This window comes from Pseudoflavonifractor sp., from assembly GCF_050943825.1.
Classification (GTDB): domain Bacteria; phylum Bacillota; class Clostridia; order Oscillospirales; family Oscillospiraceae; genus Pseudoflavonifractor.
On the sequence record NZ_JBMNPX010000002.1, the window covers coordinates 27823 to 46942 of the forward strand.

The window sequence follows — 19120 nt, forward strand, 5'->3', positions numbered from 1 at the left end:
CAGATGCCCAGACCCCAGAAGTGCAGAAGGGTGTGCCAGCTGCCCGGCTGGGCGGGCTTTACCCCGGTGGGGGAGCGGCCCGGCCCGGAGGAGCCGGTGGTGCTGACGGTGGATGAGTTCGAGGTCATCCGCCTGCTGGACCTGGAGGGGCTGACCCAGGAGGCCTGTGCGGCACAGATGGAGATCGCCCGCACCACGGTCACTGGCATCTGTGACAGCGCCCGCCGCAAGCTGGCCGACGCGCTGGTCAACGGAAAGCGGCTGGTCATCGCCGGAGGCAATTACCGCCTGTGCGACGGACCGGGCTGCTGCCACCGCCGGGGCGGCTGCCGGAAAAAACAGTGTTTTGGAGGAGAAAACAGATGAAAATCGCGGTAACCTACGAGAACGGACAGATTTTTCAGCACTTTGGCCACACCGAGCAGTTTAAGGTGTACAACGTGGAGAACGGCGCTGTGACCGCTTCCGCCGTGGAGCCCACCAACGGCAGCGGCCACGGCGCTCTGGCCGGGTTCCTGGTGGGCCTGGGCGTGGACACCCTGATCTGCGGCGGCATCGGCGGCGGCGCCATCGCTGCCCTGAACGAGGCCGGCATCACCCTTTACGCTGGCGTGGCCGGCGACGCCGACGCGGCTGTGGAGGCCCTGCTGGGCGGCAATCTGGCCCGCAATGTGGAGCCCACCTGCCACCACCACGACCACGGCCACCATGAGTGCCACGGTCATGACCACGGCCATGGCCACACCTGCGGCGGCCACTGCGGCGGCTGAGAAGCGCACAAGAGGAGAAAACGGACGGACCGCCGGAAGCGGTCCGTCCGTTTTTTGCTGTCCGTCACATCTCGTCTGTGTCTGAGCCGGTGAGCTGGTCTCCGCACCAGGGACAGAAGGGATAGCTGCCAGCAGCGAAAAAGCCCAGAAAATGATGGCAGAAGGGGCAGCGCAGCTTGACCCGTCCCAGGATAATGCTGACGATGCAGAGAATCAGCCCCAGGGCGGAAAGGGCGCCAAGGGTTCCGGTCTGGTAGGCAGACGCGCCGAATATTGCGGCTCCCACTAGGAACAAAAGGCTGACGGCCAGATCCCACCGCTTCAAAACAGAACGCTTCATAGTCCATACCTCCTCGGCTTCTGCGGATATGATAGCACACAAGCGTAAAGGGCGTGGGTGGAGCGTGTAAAGAGTGTGTGGACATGGGGAACGGGGAGGACAGAAATTTTTCTTGCAGGGAAAACCAGCGGGTGTACTTGTGAAAGCGACAAAAGAGAGATATAATTTGGAAATGCTGTGTTTCACTGTGCGAGGAGGGAGCTTGTGGTACGGACCATGGAGCCAATGACCAGCGGGTCGATCTGGAAGAGAATGACCATGTTTGCACTTCCGCTCATGCTGGGCAATCTGTTTCAGCAGCTGTACAACACTGTGGATTCGCTAATTGTGGGAAATTTTGTAGGGAGCAGCGCGCTGGCGGCGGTCAGCTCATCAGGCAGTCTGATTTTTATGCTGATCGGTTTTCTCAGCGGCATCTCCTCCGGTGCGGGCGTTATCGTGGCCCGGTATTTTGGCGCGGAGGACGGGGAAAATCTCCGCCGCACGGTCCATACGATTGCGGCCTTCGGCCTGGCGGCAGGGGTGGTGATGACGGCAGCCGGTATTCTGTTTACTCCTCAGATTCTGGTGTGGATGGATACGCCGGACAGCGTGATAGCGGAGTCTACCGTATATTTGCAGATATACTTCTGCGGCTCCATCGGCTTTGTCATGTATAACATTTTTGTGGGTATTTTGCAGGCGGTAGGCGACAGCCGCCACCCGCTGTACTACCTGATTGCCTCCTCTGTTATCAATCTGGTGCTGGACCTCTTGTTTATTGAGGGGTTCAACGCCGGCGTGGGCGGCGCGGCGCTGGCCACAGTGATCTCTCAGGTGGCCAGCGCGGCGCTCTGCATGCGCCAGCTGATGCTGACAAGGGAGGATTACAGGCTGGTGCTCAGGGAGATCCGGTTTGACCGGAACATTTTGGGGCAGATTATCCGCGTAGGCCTGCCCTCCGGCATACAGAACTCTATCATCTCCTTTGCAAATGTAATCGTTCAGTCCAATGTCAACGCCTTCGGAGAGATGGCAATGGCGGGCTATGGAGCGTACAGCAAGGTGGAGGGCTTCGGTTTCCTTCCCATCAACAGCTTTGCCATGGCGCTGACCACATTTGTGGGGCAGAATCTGGGCGCGGCGCAGTATGAGCGCACCAAAAAGGGGACACGGTTCGGCATTCTGGCCACCGTATTGCTGGCGGAGTCCATCGGCGTCCTGGTGTTCATCTTTGCCCCACAGCTGATTGCCATATTCGATCCCACGCCGGAGGTGGTGCGGTTCGGCATTGAGAAGGCGCGGACGGCGGCGCTGTTCTACTGCCTGCTGGCCTTCGCACACGCGGTTGCCGCCGTCATGCGCGGCGCCGGAAAGGCCATCGTCCCGATGGTGATTATGATGGTGATTTGGTGCGGCGTGCGGGTTGGATTTTTGACCATTACCATTCCGCTTACCCACAGCATCCAGATGGTATATTGGGTATATCCCCTTACATGGGGCCTGAGCTGCATTCCGTTTTTCCTGTATTATAAGAAGGGAAACTGGATGCGGGCAGGGACCAGCCCCGGTCCTGAGGCTGAACGTGGGGCCCGTGTGTGACTGTGACAGGAATACAGAAAAGGAAGGCCGGAGCATAATGAGTGCTCCGGCCTTCCACATCAATAAGATGTTTTTTAAAAGATTGCGGAAAGCAGATGAACATGGTAATGTAATAAATACGGGCTGGAAGTGTAAAGAAGATGTAAAAAACAGGTAAAATTGGAAAGATTGAAGAAACAGGGAAAAGATGGTATAATGGCCCCGGACGCAGGGAATTTTTTTCTCACAGACGCAATAAAATCCCTGTCTGTTTCGTTATTCCTATGAGAGGGGAAGAAGACATATGCTGCTGTTTGGCTTGTCTGCAATCGAGCAGGAGCTCCGCCCGGCCAAGGCGCCCGCCCTGGAGGACAGCCTGATCCTGCGCGTAGCCCAGGGAGAGACGCAGGCGTTTTCCGAGCTCTATCTCCGCGCCCACAAGGCGGTTTACGGCTTCGCGCTGTCCATTGTGAAGAACCAGCACGACGCGGAGGACATCATGCAGGATACCTTTTTAAAAATAGATGCCGCCGCCGGAGGTTACCAGCCCAAGGGCAAGCCCATGGCCTGGGTGCTCACCATCACCCGGAATCTGGCCCTGGAGAAGCTGCGGGAGCGGCGGGATGTACCCCTGGAGCAGGAGGAGGACTGGCACCTGTGGGCCAGTGTGGACCCCACCCGTGCCCAGGAGGATAAGCTGGCGCTGGAGGCTGCCATGAAGTGCCTGGGGAACGAGGAGCGGCAGGTGGTCACCCTCCACGCCATGAGCGGACTGAAGCACCGGGAGATTGCGGCCCTGCTTGACATGCCCCTGGCCACGGTGCTCTCCAAGTACCGCAGAGCCCTGATCAAGCTGAGAGATTATCTGGAGGAGCGTGAGGCGACATGAAGGAACAGGATGCGGAGGCCCGCCTGGCCCGCGCCATGGAGGATGCGGCCCCCAACCGCCTGGACGAGCTTCTGGAGGTCCGGGAGGAGGCCCGGCGGCAGGAGAAGATTGTGGACATCAGCGCCCCGCCCAAAAGGAAACGGCGGGGATGGAAGAATTTTGCGGCGGCGGTGGCGGCAGCGCTGGTGCTGGTTATCGGCGGCGGCAGCTTTTTCGGCTGGCGGTACGCCAACGCCCCCGACTCCTTGGTGGGCATTGACGTCAACCCCAGCGTGCAGCTGACGGTGAGCCGGAACGAAAAGGTGCTCAACTGCGAAGCGCTGAACGCAGACGGCACGGAGATTATTGACGGTATGGATCTGCAGGGTACCCCGCTCAACGTGGCGGTCAACGCCCTCATCGGCTCCATGGTGCAGCACGGCTATATTGACGACCTGAAGAACTCGGTGCTCATCACAGTGGAGAATAAGGATGCAGCCAAAGCACAGGCCCTTCAGGAGAGCCTGATGGCGGACGTCAACGGACTGCTGGCCGGTGAATCGGTGGAGGCCTCGGTGATGGGGCAGACCATCACCAGCCGGGACCAGAGCCTGTCCAGTCTGGCGGAGACCTACGGCATCTCCGAGGGAAAGGCGGCGCTGATCCAGCGGATTCTGGACACCGACCCCACCCTGACCTTTGAGTCCCTGGCGGGGCTGTCGGTCAACGACCTGAGCCTGCTGCTCCAGGCCAAGCAGGCGGACACCAGCGGCCTGACGGTGACCGGCCAGGCCAGCGACAAGGCCTATATCGGTCTGGATAAGGCTACCGAAATTGCCCTGGCCCAGCTTCCCGGGGCCACGCTGAAGGAGATTGAGTTTGACTACGACGACGGCATGGTCTACGAGGCCGAGCTCCTTCTGGATGGCTACGAGTACGACATTGAGATTGACGCCCTGACCGGCGCAGTGGTCAAATTTGACTACGAGCTGGATGACCACTGGAGCGGCACTGTGGGGCAGCCGGTGACCGGAACCGGGCAGGGAACGGCCACCCCCCAGCCCTCCCAGAGCCAGCAGCAGACGGCCCTGATTACCGAGCAGGAGGCCAAGGACCTGGTGCTGGCCCAGATTCCCGGCGCGTCCATAGTCGAATTTAAACGGGATACAGACGACGGCCGTACGGTCTACGACGGAAAGGCAGTGCTGGAGGGTCGGGAGTACGAGTTTGAAATTGACGCCGCCACAGGCTCCTTCCTGGAGTGGGACGCCGACGATGCGGACGAGGGCTGGCATACGGGTGGCGGTACCTCCTCCGGTCAGGCGGCCCAGACAGCTCTGGATGAGGAGGGCGCCCGCGCCCTGGTTCTGGCCCGAATTCCCGGGGCCACCATTGTGGAGATTGAGCGGGACACCGACGACGGTCGGGTCTACTATGAGGGCGAGGCGGTGCTGGACGGCTGGGAGTATGAGTTTGAGATCGACGCCACAGCCGGTGAGTTCATCAAGTGGGAAGCGGACAACCGCTGATATCCCGTCGAGAAAAAGAGAGGCAGACCGCTGTTATCGGCGGCCTGCCTCTTTTTGCGTCTGGCTGTAAGGGTCAGCGGTGGAATACCTTCAGATCCGGTCCGCCGGTTCCGGGGACAATGGGCTTGGCGTGGTCCTTACTGCGCTTCTCCTTTCCCTGAAGCTCAGGGACAGGGGGCTGGTCGTTGCGGGGCTGGGTGTGGGTCCGCTCCGGACGGGACATACCCTTTTTGGCCATATCAGTACACCTCCTTTTGAAGCTATCCCTTAGTGTTGCCCCACGGAGGGAAAACATGTGATGAAAATAAAAACGAGCCTCTCTCCGCAGCACGGAGAGAGGCTCGTTTTGTCTCAATTTAGTTGCCGCTGACGTAGGAGGAGATCTCCTTGGCAGCCCAGGTGCCGCTGGCCATGGCCAGGCCCAGGGCGGCGCCCTCGTTGGAGTAGTAGGGGGCGGTGTACATGCTGCCCGCATCCACACCGGCCACGTACAGGCCGGGGATGGGCTCGTTGTCGGCGGTGAGAGCGCGCAGGTGGCTGTCCACCTTCACGCCGCCCAGAGTGCCCCAGGCGCTGGGCTCGTACTCAAAGACGTAGAAGGGGCCCTCGCTGACAGGAGTGAGGAACACAGGGTCCTTGTAGAACTGGGTGTCCTTGCCGGCCTCGCACATGGCGTTGTACTCAGCCACGGTCTCGGGCAGATGCTCCAGGCCGGTGATCTCAGCCAGCTCCTCAATGGTGTCGGCCTTCCAGGCCCAGCCCTGGTCAATGGCCTCCTGCAGCTGAGCCTCGTTCTGGTCCAGCACCTTGTCGGCCAGGGTCATCTTGCCCACGTACCAGCTCTCAGGGCTGCCCAGGTAGCTGTAAATGCCCTCCTCACGGCAGGCGTCAAAGTAGGCCTGGTCGATAACGGAGTAGTACAGGCCCTCGCGCAGGGTGGCCTCGCCGCCCTCGGACAGGGCCATGGTGGCGATGGTCTCCTCGTTGAAGAAGCGCTCGCCCTCACGGTTGACCATCAGGCCGCCGTACACGGCGTAGGTCAGGTTCTGGGTGTTGCGGTTCCAGGCGCCTGCCTTCTGGTTGGAGCCGGTGAACTCATTGGCGATGATGGACCAGTTGCGGTCCAGAATGCCGCCGGCATTGACCACCATATTGATACCCGCACCGTCGGACAGGGTGTTGCCCAGGGGGTTGACGGTCACATTGCCGAAGTGCTCGTGGATCATGTCCTCGTTGCCCAGATAGCCGCCGGTGCACACCAGGACGGCCTTGGCACGGACCTCCACGGTGACGCCGCCGGGCTGGCTGGCCAGCACGCCCACAGCGGTGCCGTTCTCCATGATGACCTCCTCACCGGTGGTCTCCAGCAGGAACTGGCCGCCATTGGCCTCCACCTCGGCACGGAGGGGGGCAAAGCGCTCTTCACCCTTCACGTCAAAGCCGTGGCGGGCGCGGAAGCCGGCGCCGTAGTTGTCGGGCCGCAGGTAGATACCCACACCCAGCTCCACCATGGTGTTGATGGTCTCGCCGGAGACGGACAGCACGTTGCGCAGCAGGGCAGCGTTGGACAGGGAGTGGCTGTAATCGTACATGTAGTTGAACAGGGTCTCCACGGACACATCCTGGCCCTCCTGCTCCTGGATCACAGTCTCGCAGGCGCTGGGGCCGCCGGCCACGGCACCGTTGGACACGCCGATGCTGGCGCCCTTTTCCAGGACGATGACCTTCAGGCCGGACTGGGCGGCCTCAACGGCGGCGTTCATACCGGCCGCACCGGCGCCCACGATGACCACGTCGGCCTCGTAGCTGACGGTCTCGCCGGAGCCCTCACTCTCAGCGGGGGTCTGGAGGGCAGCCACGTCGCCGCCGGCCTGGGTGACGCAGTCGGCCACGGCGGTCAGAATGGCCTCGCTGGTGATGGTGGCGCCGGCCACCGTGTCCACGGCCAGGGTCTGACCCTCCACCACGGCCTCGGGGATGCGCTCCAGGGCGGGGTCAGCCAGACCGGCGGTCTCCTGGTGCTCGGTGACAGTGACGCTCTCAATGGCGGTATCGCTGAACACAACCTCCACGGTCACGTCGCCGTTCTTGCCGACGGCGGAGGCAGTGTAGGTGCCGGCGGTGTAGGCGGCACTGGCAGCGGGGGTGTTCTCCGGGCTGGCGGAGACGCTGGGAGCAGGGGTGCCGCTCTCCCCGGTCTGGGGATTGGAGCAGGCGGCCAGGGACAGGACCATGGCGCCGCTCAGCAGCAGGCTGACAAGCTTCTTGACGTTCATTGGTTCATTCTCTCCTCTTTTTCTTCCCAAAAATAATTTGTGAAGTTCTTAACGGGAGAGAGTATAAAGCCGGGTGTAACACCCAAGTCAAGAGGAAAACGAAAAAAATTTAACAATCTTCTGCAAAATTTTCCTCTGCCCGCAGGGCAACCGGCAGGAAGATCATCCGGTAGGCGGTGCGCTCGCCCTGCTCCACGGAGGTGACGGGCACCTGGCAGAGGATGTCATCCTCCAGAGCTCTGCCGTCCTCCCGCAGAAAGCGGGCCAGGGGGACAAAGGCCTCCCGGCTCACCAGGCAGGAGGCGGAATGGAGCTCAGGCAGCCGGAGGCAGGGCCGGGGCGGGAAATAGCGCATCTCCTCCACCGGCCAGCCCTCCGAACGGTCCTCCCGGATGGCAAGGCCCCACTGGAAGCGGAACTCCTCCCCCTCAGTAAAGGAATTCCGGTCAATAACCAGCAACCGCTCAGAGTAGGGAAGCTCCTCCAGCAGGCGGCGGGCCAGCTGCTTCTGCCGCTCAGTCTGCCGGAACTCCTCCTGGGTGGACTGGGCCAGAAAGTAGTACCCGGGACGCATGCAGGGGGTGGGGACAACTGGGAGAGAGAAGTTCTCCAGCAGGGCGGCGTACTCCTCTACTGCCGGGATCAGCCGCTCCAGCCGGGAGAGCTCCTCACGCAGCCCGCTGATCCGGTCCTCCAGGGCGGTGCGGAGGTCCGCCAGAGAGGCGCTGCTGAGCAGAGTGCCGGTCTGGCGGACGGAAAAGCCCATATTCCGCAGGGTCATGGAGCTGACCACCCGGCCGCCGTCATAGATGTCGTAGTACCGGTAGCGGGACTGAGGGTCGCGATGGGGAGCCAGCAGGCCGTGCTCCTCGTACAGCTTCAGCAGATCGGCCGAGACCCCCATCTCCTTTGCCAGACTGCTTACTTTGTATTTTTTCATGGCTGCCGCCGCCTTTCCATCTGTGTTTTTCGGGTGGCCGCTGTCATGGCCTCGGGCCGGAGGGGCTCACTGTCCAAACAGCGCGGCGGCTTTGGCCATGCGGTCGGACACGGGTACGTGGAAGGGACAGCGGCTCTCGCAGGCGCCGCAGGCGAGACACTCGGCGGCGTGGTGGTCCAGGGCGGCGTAGTGGGCACGGACAGTGGGAGGCACTTCGTCCCCCGCCAGGGCCAGGTCCAGCAGCTTGTTCACCTGGGCTACGTCCAGATGGACTGGGCAGGGCAGGCAGTGGTTGCAGTACATGCACCGGCCCTGAGCGCCCGCGTAGAGGGAGACGGAGGAGAGGACGGACGCGTAGTCCTTGGCGGCCTCGCCGGCGGTCTCATAGGCCACGGCCTGGCGCACCTGCTCCACCGAGCGGCAGCCGATGAGGGTGGAGGCCACCGCGGGGCGGGTGAGGGCGTAGTGGATGCACTGAATGGGAGTGAGTGCCGCGCCGAAGGGGGAGGACTCCGCCCGCAGCAGGGTACCGGCGGCGTAGGTCTTCATGGTAGTGATGCCCACGCCCCTGGCCTCGCACAGACGGTACAGGGCCTCCCGGGCCGGGTCCATGCTGGAGAGCACCACTCCCTTGGGGCCGTCGGGGCCCAGCAGGCTGGTCAGCTCGGTGCCCTCGGGGGCCAGGTCAAAGACCGGGTTGACGCTGAACATGAGCACCTCCACCCAGCCGTCCTCCACGGCCCGGCGGGCGGCGGAGGGCTCATGGGAGCTCAGGCCGATGTGCTTGATGATTCCCTGGGCCTTCAGCTCCTGAGCATACTCCAGCTGTCCGCTGCGCAGCAGCTCCTCGTAGCCCGACTGGGTGTCCACAAAGTGGATCATGCCGATGTCCACATAGTCGGTGTCCAGCCGGGTGAGAAAGTCCTCAAAGAACCGCTTGCCGTCGTCCAGGTCCCGGGTGCGGCAGTACTGCCCGCCCTTCCAGGCAGAGCCGATATGGCCCTGGAGAATCATTTTCTCCCGGCGGCCTTTCAGAGCCGCGCCCAGGTTGGTGCGCACGTTGGGCTCGGACATGAAGATGTCCAGAATATTGATGCCCTGCTTCATGGCCTCATCCACCACGGCACAGACGGTCTCGGCGTTCTCACGCTCCAGATACTCGCCGCCCAGGCCAACCTCGCTGACCTGAAGGCCGGTGCTTCCCAAGGGACGGTATTTCATATGGGGACCCCTCCTGTCGGTTGTCGTTATTTCCATTATAATACCCGCCGGGAGAGGCCGCAAGATGGACCGTGTCAGAGCATCAGGAACAGCCGGGCGGCGGCAAAGCCCAGGAGGGCGCAGCCGGGAAAGGTGAGCACCCAGGCCAGAACCATGGCCCCGATGGGCCGGGGGTCGCCGCCCTGTCCCGCACCCAGAATGGCGGCGGTCTTGACGTGGGTGGTGGACACAGGCAGACCCAGCAGGGTGCACAGCAGCAGGCAGATGCCGCCGCCCAGGTCGGCGGCCAGGCCGGTTCTGGGGGTGAGGGGGGCGGCCCGGCCCAGAGACGCCACAATCCGCTTTCCGCCAAGAGCGGTGCCCAGGGCCATCACGCCCCCGCAGAGGAGGGAGAGCCACAGTGGGAGGGGGAAGGTCTCCCAGTCCTGCCGCCCCTGGGCCAGGGCCGCACCCAGGAGAAAGACACCCATAAACTTCTGCCCGTCCTGGGCGCCGTGGAGAAAGGCCATGGCCCCGGCGGCCCAGATCTGCCCCCTGGCCAGGCGGGCGGGGGACGCCTTCACCCGCGCCATCCGCCTGGCTGCAGACCGGCCCAGGGCGGCCCCCAGGGCCACAGACAGGAACAGCCCCGCCGCCACCCGCAGCCAGGGGCCGGAGCGCAGGTTGGACAGCCCGCCGGGCAGCGCCGCAGCTGCCCCAGACAGCCCCGCCGCCAGGGCATGGCTCTCACTGGTGGGGATGCCGAGCCGCCAGGCCAGAACCGCCCAGCACACAATGGCCGCCATGGCGGCGCACAGGGCGGTCAGGGCGCCCGAGGTGCTCCGGCCGAAATCGGCAATGGAGAAGATGGTCTCAGACACCGCCCCGCCGGCTGCCGCCGCCCACAGGCTTCCCAGCAGGTTGCAGGCCGCCGCCAGCCAGGCGGCCCGCCGGAAGGGCAGGGCCCCGGATACCACCGCCGAGGCGATGGCGTTGGGCGCGTCGGTCCAGCCGTTGACCAGGATAACGGCCAGCAGCAGAAGCACCGTGACCGCCAGGGCGGGGCTGGCGGCGGTGTGGCGGAGAAAGTCGAAAAAGGACAGGGGCATGGACCCACCTCCCGGCATACTATGGGAAAGTGTACGGTCCGCAGCGGGAAAATAGCACTCCTCAGACGGAAGGAGAGGGGAAATTGCTCAAAAGCAACGGCTGTCGGAACGGCTTGAACTTGTCCATTCCTACGAAATAAAAATAACGCTTACGAGGGGAGAAAAAACACGCTATAATCAAAAGCAATGAATGGTAGTCGCAGTGAGCGGAAGCAGCGAGACGAAAGTTTCGCTGCTTCTTTTTTGCTGTGCAGGAGCATAGCAAAATTGGCCCTGTGTCGCTTTCAGCGGCGCGGCCATGAATCAAAGCGCTGCCATCAGCATGTATTTTATGGGAGGAGCATTTCAATGCCGAAAACGAAACTGGAAAATGTGGTCTTTACCATTATTATGGCCGTCATTATGGTCTACGGGATGATCGTCTACAACGTGGCCCTGAACACCGGCGGCGTCACCAACGCCACCTTTGTCATGGCCCTCCACGAGCTGCCCATCATGGCGCCCATCGCTTTTGTGCTGGAGTTCTTTGTGGTGGAGAAGCTGGCCACCCGGCTGGCCTTCAGCTTCATGCGCCCCACCGACCGCCCGCAGCTGATTACCTACGCCATCTCCGTCATGATCGTGTGCATCATGTGCCCCACCATGAGCCTTATCGCCACTCTGCTCTTCAAGGAGCCCAGCTTCGGCACCTGGATTCATACCTTCGGCTGCAATATGCCCATGGCCATGCTGTGGCAGATGCTCTACTGTGGCCCCCTGGTCCGGCTGATTTTCCGGACCCTGTTCCGCCGGCAGCCGGCAGAGGCAAAGTAATATCCTTCAAAAGGCCGAGACCCGCGCCGTCCATGGACGGTGCGGGTCTCATGTGCTATTCTGAGAAAAATATCGGAGAAAAGCGTCACGTTTCTTCTTGCCCAGGTGTATAAAGGGTGAACGCGTTCCAAACGGATACAGAGGAGGGGAGAGCATGGCAGAAAAAGCGGAGGAGCTGGCCCGACGGCTGGTGGAGACCTACTCCAACCAGCTGCTGCGGGTGGCCTACTCCATTCTCAACTCCGTGCCGGACGCCCAGGACGTGTGCCAGGAGGTGCTGCTCAAGCGGCTGGAGTATGACGGCGTCTTTGACAGCCCGGCCCACGAGCGGGCCTGGCTGGTGAAGGTGACGGTGAACCAGTGCCGCAATCTGCGCCGCAGCCCCTGGCGCAGCCGGACCGTGGCGCTGGAGGAACTGGCGGAGCAGGCGGCCTTTCAGCCCCAGGAGGGCGGCGTGCTGGAGGAGGTCCAGAAGCTGCCCGCCAAGTACCGGGAGGTGCTGGTGCTCTACTACTACATGGGCTACGACACCAATGAGATCGGCGCGCTGCTGGGCCTCCGGCCCGAGGCGGTGCGGGCCCGGATGAAGCGGGCCAGAGACAAGCTGAAAACAGAACTGGAGGGACAGGGCTATGACACAATATCAGGATGAACTGGAACAGCTGCGCTTCACGGCAGCAGAACAGGAGGCCCTCCGGCGGGGCCTGCTGGAGAAGAGAGCGGAAAAACGGCGGGCGGTCAGGCCCCACTACCGGGGCCTTGTGGCGGCAGTGGCGGCGGTATCCCTGCTGATTGGGGCGGCTGGGGCCACCTCCCTGGCAGGGCTGTCGCCCCAGTTCCGGGAACTGTTCGGCATCGACAGTGCCGGACAGGAGGAACAGCTGGGCGCCCGGATTCTGGACCAGGTCTTTGAGGACCAGAACGGCTCCGGCGCGTCCATCACCATAAAGGAGGTGGTGGCCGACCAGGAGCGGCTCTACCTGCGCCTGGAGTTTGCCGCCCCCGAGGGCACCGTGGTGCCGGTGCCTGACCAGGCGGAGGAGGGGAAGAACCGGTGCTGGTTCAACGGCGAGACCGGGTATGCCTGCGCCTTCTACGCCGACGAGGACTGTACCGAATCCGCAAACCCGCCTTCCGGCTGGGCCTACGGCATTGAGTACCTGGCGGACGACGACCCCACGGACAACCGGGTGGAGCTGCTCTTCACCCTGTCCACGGAGCGGGGTTTTTCCGACAGCGCGGCCTACTGCATGCTCCGGGGCATCAGCGAGCTGGGCATGTGGGTGGACGGCCAGGCGGTGACCGTTGCGGAGGGGCTGGACATTGACGTGGTCATCCCCTTTAAGAGCGCCACTGAATACTACGCCTTCAGCGGCCGAAGCGCCGTGAAGCTGGGGGGCACCACCATGGCCGTGGTGGAGAACCTGACCGTGTCCCCCATCTCCATTACCATGGACCTGATTCTCTCTGACAGCCAGACCTATGACGGACAGAGCGTATACATCCTGCTGTCTGACGGCACCAAGGTGCAGGCTGCATTCCCGGAGAAGGCGACGGGCAGAATGGACCGCTTCCTGGACGAGAACGGCGACACCTTCTTCCGGGCGGACCACCTGTACCTGGAGCTGGAGCAGGTCATTGACGTGGCGGAAATTGCGGACATTGTGTTCGTGGGGGACAACGACGACACATCTACCCCCGGCAAGGTAGTGTATTTCCAGTTCACCCCCGGCACCTTCTGGAACGACACCTACTGGAACCAGGTCAACCGGACCTGGAACACCGGCGGCAACACAGCAGAGGAGCCGGAGGCAGCCAGCCAGGCAGGCTGAGATAAAATGAAGCGCGCCCGGGAACCTTAGGGTTCCCGGGCGCGCTGTATTTTCCTGTGCTTACAGTACCCGGCCCAGGTAGCGCCCGGCGCAGGCGTTGGCGGCGGCGGCCTCCTCGGCCTCGTCCACAGTGACCAGCTGGCCGTTCTGTACCACGGCCCTGCCGTTGACAACCGTGTAGTCCACCGGACCCTTGAGGCCGACTGTGGCCAGCATGGATCTGGGGTCCAACTGGGCGGCCACCAGCTCAATCCGGTCCAGGTTCACCAGGAACAGGTCGGCGGCCATGCCGGTGGCCAGACAGCCGATGTCGTCCCGGCCCAGCAGGGCGGCGGAGCCCCGGGTGGCCAGCTTGAGGATGTCGTACCCGGTGGGGGCCTTCTGGCTGTAGGTCAGCCGCTGGAGCAGGTAGGCCACCCGCATCTCCTCCAGCAGATTGGAACCGTCGTTGGAGGCGGAGCCGTCCACCGCCAGACCCGCCGGCACACCCATGTCCAGCATCTCGTGGAGGCGGCAGACGCCGGAGGCGAGTTTCATGTTGGAGATGGGGCAGTGGGCCACGCCGGTGCCCGTCTCGGCCAGGAGACGGAGCTCATCGTCGTTGAAGTGGATGCCATGGGCGTACCACACATCGTTGCCCAGCCAGCCCAGGGACTCCATGTAGGCCAGGGGGCGCATGCCGAACTTCTCCAGGGTAAACTTCTCCTCGTCCTTGGTTTCGGCCAGGTGGGTGTGGAGCCGCACACCCAGGCTGCGGGCCAGCCTGGCGCTCTCCCGGAGCAGGTCGCCGGTCACGGAGAAGGGGGAGCAGGGGGCCAGAGCCACCCGGTGCATGGAATAGCGGCTGTTGTCGTGCCACACCTTCACCAGCCGCTCCGAGTCGGCCAGAATGGCGTCGATGGACTGGACCACGCTGTCGGGCGGCAGGCCGCCGTCCTTCTTGGACAGGTCCATGGAGCCCCGGGAGGCGTGGAACCGCATGCCCAGGGTGTCCGCCGCCCGGAACTGGGCAGCAATCAGATCCCCGGCCCTGTCGGGGAACACATAGTGGTGGTCAAAGCAGGTGGTGCACCCGTTTTTGAGCAGCTCCCCCATGCCGGTGAGGGAGGAGTGGTACACCACGTCCTCGTCCAGGTTCTTCCACACCTCGTACAGGGTGACCAGCCAGGGAAACAGCTCCATCCGCTGGACCTCGGGCAGGTTGCGGGAGAAAATCTGGTACAGGTGGTGGTGGGTGTTGATAAGGCCGGGATAGACCGCCATGCGGGAGGCGTCTATGGTGGCCTCGGCATGGCACAGCTTGGGTCCGATGTACTCTACCACGCCGTCCCGGATGAAGAGGTTGACATTCTCGTGGAGGGTGTCGTAGTCATCGCAGGAGACGATATAGCGCGCGTTGCGGATGAGCAGGGTGGACATGGAGCGGCGCCCCCTTTTTTGAGAATAGAATGGGGAAAATCCCCTTGAATTCATCATACCATGGGGCGTGTCGGAAGGCAAGCCGCAGGGGGCGGTCAGGCGAGAATCTGGAGCAGCAGATCGGAGGTGTCCGGGTAGGAGAGGACGGCGTAGCCGATGTCCAGGCTGCGGGCAAGCTGGAGCTTTTTGCGGATGCTCCCCGCGTCGTCAAAGAGGACGAAGTGTGCGCCGGTCTTGGGGGACATGTAGGTGAAGTAGTGGGCGCACAGCTCGTTGGAGAAGAACACCGACGGACTCAGCTCCTCAATTTTTTTCTCCAGTTCCTCCCTGGTCATGGGCACGCCCTGGCCGGTGGGGGAGGGGAGAAAGAAGTCCTGCCGCACCAGCTCCACGTCCAGGGCTACCCGGCCCGGGCCGTACTCCGCCGCCGCCTCGGTCAGCCGCTGGCGGAGGGAGCCACCCGACAGAGCGGTGGGGATGAGCACCCGGGCCGTGTCAGAGAACCGGGCGTAGGCCTCGGGGACGTACAGCGGCCAGCCCCGCTTGTGCATCAGCTCCCCCAGCTGGGAGACAATCTGCCCCAGTACCGTGAGGGGCCGGGAACGGAAGGAGCAGATGACCCCGTCAAAGCCCCGGGCGGAGCACTCCCGCATGACCTCGTGGCAGAAGGGCAGGGCCTGGCCCAGGCCGTCAAAGCCCGCATCGTCAATGACCATCAGCCCGCCCCGGACCGCCACCGGCATATTGGCGCGGAAGAGATGGGGGCCGCCGCCTACCCGGTAGGCTGTGTGTGCCAGAGGCAGCCCCAGCCGGGAAGCGGCACGGCTGTCAGCGGGCGGAACGGTGAGAATCAGTTGGGTTTTGGAACGCATAATGGATGGTACCCCCTTGTCCATGTTTTGCCGAAATGTTATAATGCAGTCTATGCGGACATCCTAAGGCTCAGAAGCAGAACTTTATGCGCCGAGCGTGCGCCGCGAAAACAGGCAGAGTTCTGCGGTGCATTATGCTTTTGCATAGCAAATAAACGAGGTGAACGGTTTGCCTTTTTCCCTGATACCCGACCGGGTGTATCAAAGCATTTACGACATCGAACCCGCCGCCCTGAGGCAGGCGGGTATCACCCTTCTCCTGGCGGATCTGGATAACACCCTGGCCAAGTACGGCCAGCCGGAGCCGGATCAGGCACTGCGGGACTGGAAGACAGCGCTGGAGGCGGCGGGGGTGGAGCTCTACCTCCTGTCCAACAGCCGCAAGCCCACCCGGGCCAGCCATTTTGCCCAGGCCCTTGACATCCCCTATCAGGGCCATTCGGGCAAGCCGGGCACGGCGGGGTACTTCAGAGCCATGGAGCGCATGGGCCGGAAGCCGGATCAGACCGCCATGGTGGGAGACCAGATTTTTACCGATATCCTGGGGGCCCGGCGTTCCGGGGTGAAGGCCCTGATGGTGGAGCCCATTGAGCTGGCGGGCAACCCGGGGCGCTACCTCCGCTACGCGGTGGAGGAGCCCTTCCGTGCCCTGGGAAGACGAAACAACAGGAGAGCATTATGAGCGCAAAATTCGGACCCGCGGGAAACGCGGAATCATTCCCTTATAAATCCTCGGTGGACGCCCCACGCTGGCTCAGCACTCTGGGGTTGGACGCCTATGAGTACCAGTGCGGCAAGGGAGTCAACGTGGGGGAGGAGACGGCCCGGAAGCTGGGCGCCGCCGCCGCGGCAAACAGCGTAGCGCTGTCCCTCCACGCGCCCTACTTCATCAACCTGGCCAACCCCGACCCGGAGAGTCTGAAAAAGACCACGGGCTATATCATTGCTGCCTGCCGTGCGGCGGATTGGATGGGGGCCACCCGGGTGGTCATCCACTCCGGGGCGCTGATGAAGCGCACCCGCCGGGAGGCCCAGGACATCGCCCTGAACTCCCTCAAGGAAATTGTCTCCGCCGTGGACGGCGAGGGCTTTGGCCATATCACCCTCTGCCCTGAGACCATGGGCAAGATCAACCAGCTGGGGGACCTGGACGAGGTGCTGGAGCTGTGCACGCTGGATGAGCGGCTCACGCCTTGCATCGACTTCGGCCACCTGTACGCCCGCACCCTGGGGGAGCTGGAGGGCCATGAGGCCTGTGTCCGCATGCTGGACCGGGTGGTTGAGGTGCTGGGCGAGGAGCGGGCGTCCCACTTCCACAGCCACTTCTCCAAGATTCAGTTCACCCCCAATGGCGGAGAGAAGATGCACCTGACCTTTGACCAGGACGAGTTCGGCCCCGACCCGGCGCCCCTGATGGCCGAGATTGCACGCCGGGGCTGGAATCCCACCTTTATCTGCGAATCGGCCGGAACACAGGCCGAGGACGCGGTGACCATGAAAAAGCTGTATCAGGCGGCGCAGGGCTGACTGCCCTGTGTACTTTCACAGGGGCCCCGCACAGCGGGGCGGCGCTTTTGCGCCGTACAAGCGTTTTTTCGGAGAAAAAACCTTGATGCCGGGCGGATTTATTCCGCCCAGGCAGATGAAAATGGAATGGGGTCCCCGGCGGACCGTGGTCCGCTGGGGCGAAACGCCATAACCATGAAAAAGCTGTATCAGGCGGCGCTGTAACGCCGCCATACGGACGGCTCCTCCATGAGGATTCAGCCGCCAACTTATAGAGAAGGAAGTAGATTGTGATGAACCATCTGAAACAGATCGGGGCCAAGCTGCCCGAATATGGAATCGACGCCATGCTGCTCTCCAGCGCCCCGGGCGAGTACTACGGCATCGGCTTCCACGGCGAGGGCTATGTGGTGGTGACCGCCGGCGAGTGCCGCTATTTCACCGACTCCCGCTACATTGAGGCGGCGGAGAAGACCGTCACCGGCGCGGTGATCACCATGACCAACCGGGAGCGGAACTATCCCGCCCTCCTCCAGCAGGCCATCGACGAGCTGGGCATCCACAAGCTGGGCTTTGAGGACGGCTATATGACCGTGGCCCAGTACCGGTACCTGGACAACGCCCTCCAGGTGGAGCTGGTGCCCGCCCAGGGCCTGGTCAACGGCCTGCGGGCTGCCAAGGACCAGGAGGAGATCGACGCCATGGTGCAGGCCCAGCGGATTGCCGAGCGGGCCTTTGACGAGATTCTCAAGTTCATCAAGCCCGGCGTCACGGAGAAGGAGATTGCCGCCAAGCTGGAGTACGACATGCTCCGCTTCGGCGCCCAGAAGATGTCCTTTGACCCCATCGTGGTGTCCGGCCCCAACGGCAGCCTGCCCCACGGCGTGCCCAGCGACAAGAAGGTGGAGAACGGTGAGTTCATCACCATGGACTTCGGCTGCATCTACAACGGCTACTGCTCCGACATGACCCGTACCGTGGCCCTGGGCGAGCCCACTGAGGAGATGCGGAAGGTGTACAACGTGGTGCTCCAGGCCCAGCTGGCCGGTCTGGCCGCCTCCAAGGCGGGGGTCCCCGGCAAGAGCATCGATGCCGCAGCCCGCAAGGTCATCGAGGACGCCGGCTACGGCGCCTACTTCGGCCACGGCTACGGCCACAGCGTGGGCATTGAGATCCATGAGTCCCCCAACGCCAACACCCGGGACGAGTCCCTCATGCCTGTGGGCGCTGCCGTGTCCGCAGAGCCCGGCATCTACCTCCCCGGCCGTTTCGGCGTGCGCATCGAGGACGTGGCCATTATGACCGAGGACGGCTGCATCAATATCACCAAAGCCCCCAAGGATCTCATCGTACTCTGAGCAGTTTCCTTAAAATTCTGCCCGCGAAGGGGAAAAGCTCTTGCAAAAGCGGGCAGAATACGGTAAAATGACTTGATAATATGTGAACCCCCACAAGATACCAATTTTTGGAGGACGATACCCATGATTAGTGCAAGCGATTTTCGTAACGGCATGACCTTTGAGATGGACGGCCAGGTTATGCAGGTGGTCGAGTTCCAGCACGTGAAGCCCGGCAAGGGCGCGGCCTTTGTCCGCACCAAGATGAAGAACGTCATCACCGGCGGCGTGACCGAGACCTCCTTCAACCCCACCGCCAAGTTCGAGGAGGCCTTCGTGGAGCGCAAGGACATGGAGTACAGCTACAACGACGGCGATCTCTACTACTTCATGGACCCCGAGACCTATGATCTGGTGCCCATCGACGGCCACGTACTGGGCGACAACTTCCGCTTCGTGAAGGAGAACATGTCCTGCAAGATCAACTCCTACAAGGGCAAGATCTTCTCCGTGGAGCCCCCCACGTTCGTGGAGCTGGAGGTCACCGAGACCGATCCCGGCTTCCGCGGCGACACCGCCACCAACGTGACCAAGCCCGCCACCCTGGAGACCGGCACGGAGATCAAGGTGCCCCTGTTCATCAACCCCGGCGACCGCATCAAGATCGACACCCGCACCGGCGAGTACCTGGAGCGCTGCAAGGCCTGAGCAATACCTGGCGGCACAGTGCCGCACGGGTGAGCCATGAG

20 protein-coding genes are annotated in these 19120 nt (G+C 62.9%); 12 read left to right on the forward strand and 8 right to left on the reverse strand.

Features of this window, described 5'->3' with window-relative positions:
* The first annotated feature begins 3 nt into the window (after positions 1-3).
* Both ACOX7T_RS02615 and ACOX7T_RS02620 read left to right on the forward strand, forming a co-directional pair.
* Positions 4-366, forward strand: a complete 363-nt coding sequence (locus ACOX7T_RS02615; protein ID WP_433439633.1) for a DUF134 domain-containing protein — start codon at positions 4-6, stop codon at positions 364-366.
* Positions 363-770, forward strand: coding sequence for a NifB/NifX family molybdenum-iron cluster-binding protein (locus ACOX7T_RS02620; protein ID WP_433439635.1), 408 nt, complete (start codon positions 363-365; stop codon positions 768-770). Before ACOX7T_RS02615 ends, ACOX7T_RS02620 begins: the two co-directional genes overlap by 4 nt.
* Positions 771-834: 64 nt before the next feature.
* Here the strand turns inward: ACOX7T_RS02620 and ACOX7T_RS02625 are convergent, their stop codons facing one another.
* Positions 835-1110 (reverse strand): hypothetical protein, encoded by a 276-nt coding sequence (locus ACOX7T_RS02625; RefSeq protein WP_433439636.1) that lies wholly within the window; start codon positions 1108-1110, stop codon positions 835-837.
* A 216-nt stretch (positions 1111-1326) separates the two neighbouring features.
* On the opposite strand from ACOX7T_RS02625, the gene ACOX7T_RS02630 reads away from it, so the two are divergent.
* From ACOX7T_RS02630 to ACOX7T_RS02640, 3 genes are all read left to right on the forward strand, one after another.
* Entirely contained in the window at positions 1327-2691 is a 1365-nt protein-coding gene (locus ACOX7T_RS02630; RefSeq protein WP_433440111.1) for an MATE family efflux transporter, read from the forward strand.
* A gap of 283 nt (positions 2692-2974) precedes the next feature.
* Entirely contained in the window at positions 2975-3559 is a 585-nt protein-coding gene (locus ACOX7T_RS02635) for an RNA polymerase sigma factor (RefSeq protein WP_433439638.1), read from the forward strand.
* On the forward strand, positions 3556-5067 hold the full coding sequence (locus ACOX7T_RS02640) for a PepSY domain-containing protein (protein WP_433439640.1): 1512 nt from the start codon (positions 3556-3558) through the stop codon (positions 5065-5067). Before ACOX7T_RS02635 ends, ACOX7T_RS02640 begins: the two co-directional genes overlap by 4 nt.
* Positions 5068-5140: 73 nt before the next feature.
* Here ACOX7T_RS02640 and ACOX7T_RS02645 read toward each other — a convergent pair whose 3' ends face one another.
* The 5 genes from ACOX7T_RS02645 to ACOX7T_RS02665 form a co-directional block, all read right to left on the reverse strand.
* Positions 5141-5305, reverse strand: a complete 165-nt coding sequence (locus tag ACOX7T_RS02645; RefSeq protein WP_433439642.1) for a hypothetical protein — start codon at positions 5303-5305, stop codon at positions 5141-5143.
* Between the two features lie 118 nt (positions 5306-5423).
* Positions 5424-7343: an FAD-dependent oxidoreductase gene (locus ACOX7T_RS02650; protein WP_433439644.1), complete on the reverse strand. Its 1920-nt coding sequence runs from the start codon at positions 7341-7343 to the stop codon at positions 5424-5426.
* Between the two features lie 109 nt (positions 7344-7452).
* A complete protein-coding gene (locus ACOX7T_RS02655; RefSeq protein WP_433439645.1) occupies positions 7453-8283 on the reverse strand; it encodes a MerR family transcriptional regulator in 831 nt (276 codons plus the stop codon).
* Between the two features lie 66 nt (positions 8284-8349).
* Positions 8350-9504, reverse strand: coding sequence for an aldo/keto reductase (locus tag ACOX7T_RS02660; protein ID WP_433439647.1), 1155 nt, complete (start codon positions 9502-9504; stop codon positions 8350-8352).
* Between the two features lie 74 nt (positions 9505-9578).
* Positions 9579-10592 carry an anion permease gene (locus ACOX7T_RS02665; protein WP_433439649.1) on the reverse strand — a complete coding sequence of 338 codons (1014 nt, stop codon included), beginning with the start codon at positions 10590-10592 and terminating at the stop codon, positions 9579-9581.
* 348 nt (positions 10593-10940) lie between these two features.
* On the opposite strand from ACOX7T_RS02665, the gene ACOX7T_RS02670 reads away from it, so the two are divergent.
* From ACOX7T_RS02670 to ACOX7T_RS02680, 3 genes are all read left to right on the forward strand, one after another.
* Complete coding sequence (locus ACOX7T_RS02670) at positions 10941-11405, forward strand: DUF2798 domain-containing protein (protein WP_433439650.1); 465 nt, start codon at positions 10941-10943, stop codon at positions 11403-11405.
* A gap of 154 nt (positions 11406-11559) precedes the next feature.
* A complete protein-coding gene (locus ACOX7T_RS02675; RefSeq protein WP_433439652.1) occupies positions 11560-12057 on the forward strand; it encodes an RNA polymerase sigma factor in 498 nt (165 codons plus the stop codon).
* Positions 12038-13237: a DUF4179 domain-containing protein gene (locus tag ACOX7T_RS02680; protein WP_433439654.1), complete on the forward strand. Its 1200-nt coding sequence runs from the start codon at positions 12038-12040 to the stop codon at positions 13235-13237. The genes ACOX7T_RS02675 and ACOX7T_RS02680 overlap by 20 nt, the downstream gene beginning before the upstream one ends.
* Before the next feature lie 60 nt (positions 13238-13297).
* On the opposite strand, the gene ACOX7T_RS02685 is transcribed toward ACOX7T_RS02680, so the two are convergent.
* Both ACOX7T_RS02685 and ACOX7T_RS02690 read right to left on the reverse strand, forming a co-directional pair.
* A complete protein-coding gene (locus ACOX7T_RS02685) occupies positions 13298-14656 on the reverse strand; it encodes an 8-oxoguanine deaminase (RefSeq protein ID WP_433439656.1) in 1359 nt (452 codons plus the stop codon).
* A gap of 95 nt (positions 14657-14751) precedes the next feature.
* A complete protein-coding gene (locus ACOX7T_RS02690; protein ID WP_433439658.1) occupies positions 14752-15528 on the reverse strand; it encodes a hypothetical protein in 777 nt (258 codons plus the stop codon).
* Positions 15529-15688: 160 nt separating this feature from the next.
* On the opposite strand from ACOX7T_RS02690, the gene ACOX7T_RS02695 reads away from it, so the two are divergent.
* The 4 genes from ACOX7T_RS02695 (at position 15689) to efp (ending at position 19079) form a co-directional block, all read left to right on the forward strand.
* A complete protein-coding gene (locus ACOX7T_RS02695; protein ID WP_433439660.1) occupies positions 15689-16210 on the forward strand; it encodes a YqeG family HAD IIIA-type phosphatase in 522 nt (173 codons plus the stop codon).
* Complete coding sequence (locus ACOX7T_RS02700) at positions 16207-17055, forward strand: TIM barrel protein (RefSeq protein WP_433439662.1); 849 nt, start codon at positions 16207-16209, stop codon at positions 17053-17055. The genes ACOX7T_RS02695 and ACOX7T_RS02700 overlap by 4 nt, the downstream gene beginning before the upstream one ends.
* A 272-nt stretch (positions 17056-17327) precedes the next feature.
* Positions 17328-18392 (forward strand): M24 family metallopeptidase, encoded by a 1065-nt coding sequence (locus ACOX7T_RS02705; RefSeq protein WP_433439664.1) that lies wholly within the window; start codon positions 17328-17330, stop codon positions 18390-18392.
* A gap of 123 nt (positions 18393-18515) precedes the next feature.
* Entirely contained in the window at positions 18516-19079 is a 564-nt protein-coding gene (gene efp, locus ACOX7T_RS02710; RefSeq protein ID WP_006574863.1) for an elongation factor P, read from the forward strand.
* The last annotated feature ends 41 nt before the right edge of the window (positions 19080-19120 follow it).

Coding starts and splice junctions, on each gene's coding strand:
- ACOX7T_RS02645 (WP_433439642.1), bottom strand. CDS start 5,305: ATGGCCAAAAAGGGTATGTCCCGTCCGGAGCGGACCCACACCCAGCCC.
- efp (WP_006574863.1), top strand. CDS start 18,516: ATGATTAGTGCAAGCGATTTTCGTAACGGCATGACCTTTGAGATGGAC.
- ACOX7T_RS02620 (WP_433439635.1), top strand. CDS start 363: ATGAAAATCGCGGTAACCTACGAGAACGGACAGATTTTTCAGCACTTT.
- ACOX7T_RS02630 (WP_433440111.1), top strand. CDS start 1,327: ATGGAGCCAATGACCAGCGGGTCGATCTGGAAGAGAATGACCATGTTT.
- ACOX7T_RS02625 (WP_433439636.1), bottom strand. CDS start 1,110: ATGAAGCGTTCTGTTTTGAAGCGGTGGGATCTGGCCGTCAGCCTTTTG.
- ACOX7T_RS02680 (WP_433439654.1), top strand. CDS start 12,038: ATGACACAATATCAGGATGAACTGGAACAGCTGCGCTTCACGGCAGCA.
- ACOX7T_RS02690 (WP_433439658.1), bottom strand. CDS start 15,528: ATGCGTTCCAAAACCCAACTGATTCTCACCGTTCCGCCCGCTGACAGC.
- ACOX7T_RS02705 (WP_433439664.1), top strand. CDS start 17,328: ATGAACCATCTGAAACAGATCGGGGCCAAGCTGCCCGAATATGGAATC.
- ACOX7T_RS02675 (WP_433439652.1), top strand. CDS start 11,560: ATGGCAGAAAAAGCGGAGGAGCTGGCCCGACGGCTGGTGGAGACCTAC.
- ACOX7T_RS02660 (WP_433439647.1), bottom strand. CDS start 9,504: ATGAAATACCGTCCCTTGGGAAGCACCGGCCTTCAGGTCAGCGAGGTT.
- ACOX7T_RS02640 (WP_433439640.1), top strand. CDS start 3,556: ATGAAGGAACAGGATGCGGAGGCCCGCCTGGCCCGCGCCATGGAGGAT.
- ACOX7T_RS02635 (WP_433439638.1), top strand. CDS start 2,975: ATGCTGCTGTTTGGCTTGTCTGCAATCGAGCAGGAGCTCCGCCCGGCC.
- ACOX7T_RS02650 (WP_433439644.1), bottom strand. CDS start 7,343: ATGAACGTCAAGAAGCTTGTCAGCCTGCTGCTGAGCGGCGCCATGGTC.
- ACOX7T_RS02665 (WP_433439649.1), bottom strand. CDS start 10,592: ATGCCCCTGTCCTTTTTCGACTTTCTCCGCCACACCGCCGCCAGCCCC.
- ACOX7T_RS02655 (WP_433439645.1), bottom strand. CDS start 8,283: ATGAAAAAATACAAAGTAAGCAGTCTGGCAAAGGAGATGGGGGTCTCG.
- ACOX7T_RS02670 (WP_433439650.1), top strand. CDS start 10,941: ATGCCGAAAACGAAACTGGAAAATGTGGTCTTTACCATTATTATGGCC.
- ACOX7T_RS02700 (WP_433439662.1), top strand. CDS start 16,207: ATGAGCGCAAAATTCGGACCCGCGGGAAACGCGGAATCATTCCCTTAT.
- ACOX7T_RS02685 (WP_433439656.1), bottom strand. CDS start 14,656: ATGTCCACCCTGCTCATCCGCAACGCGCGCTATATCGTCTCCTGCGAT.
- ACOX7T_RS02615 (WP_433439633.1), top strand. CDS start 4: ATGCCCAGACCCCAGAAGTGCAGAAGGGTGTGCCAGCTGCCCGGCTGG.